Origin of the sequence: Rhizocola hellebori, from assembly GCF_016862955.1 — a bacterium.
Taxonomy (GTDB): domain Bacteria; phylum Actinomycetota; class Actinomycetes; order Mycobacteriales; family Micromonosporaceae; genus Rhizocola; species Rhizocola hellebori.
Genome location: NZ_BONY01000196.1, coordinates 1 through 793 on the forward strand (window position 1 = coordinate 1; position 793 = coordinate 793).

The 793-nt window shown below is 72.3% G+C and carries 1 protein-coding gene; it reads right to left on the reverse strand.

Features of this window, described 5'->3' with window-relative positions; genetic code table 11:
• Positions 1-9 precede the first annotated feature (9 nt).
• A complete protein-coding gene (locus tag Rhe02_RS49485; protein ID WP_203915557.1) occupies positions 10-735 on the reverse strand; it encodes a class I SAM-dependent methyltransferase in 726 nt (241 codons plus the stop codon).
• Positions 736-793 lie beyond the last annotated feature (58 nt).

Here is a 793-nt window from a genome sequence, read left to right on the forward strand (position 1 = left end):
GTCGCGGAGTCAGCCGTCGTGGCGGAACAGGGCGGTCCACAGGAACTGCTCGCCGAACCGGGGCGAGTCGGCGGGCTCGTCGTGCATGCGGCGCAGCTCGACCTCGGCCATGTCGGCGAAGATCCAGCGCAGTGCCTCCGGGGTGTAGGCGACGCCGCCTTGCAGCCCGCCGCGCCGGTAGAGCTCGGCGTCGGGCAGTTCGGAGCCCATCGCCCCCGCGGCGAAGCAGCTGAGGCCGAAGTGGCCGCCGGGGGCCAGTACCCGGGCAAGCAGTGCGCGATAGCTGACGCGCCGGTGCGGTGGCAGGTGGTGGAAGCAGCCCGAGTCGTAGACCAGGTCGTATGGCCCGGACGGGGCCGTCTCGGCGAACGCGTCGCCGCAGTGGAACGCGATGTCGAGCCCGGCCGCGGTGGCCCGATCGCGGGCCCAGGAGATCGCGGCGGGGGACAGGTCGACGGCATCGACCTGAAAGCCCGCGGCGGCCAAGTGCAGCGCGTTGCGGCCAGGGCCGCAGCCGAGGTCCAGGGCCCGGCCGGGGGTGATCAACCCTCGGTCGAGATAGGACACCAGGTTCTCATCGGGCTTGTCCGCGAAGAACGGCACGGGCCGGTCCCGGTCTGCGTAGAAGCTGTCCCACCAGTCGGCGCCACCGGAAGTCCACCGGTCGGCACCGGGCGCGAGCAGCCCGTCCAGCAGTTTCAGCACGTCCTCGACGTCGCGGATGTCGCGATTCATCCGGCCTCCTCCCCGCCGGGTCAGCTTAGCGCTGCCAGCCTGGATCGCGCCGCCCGCA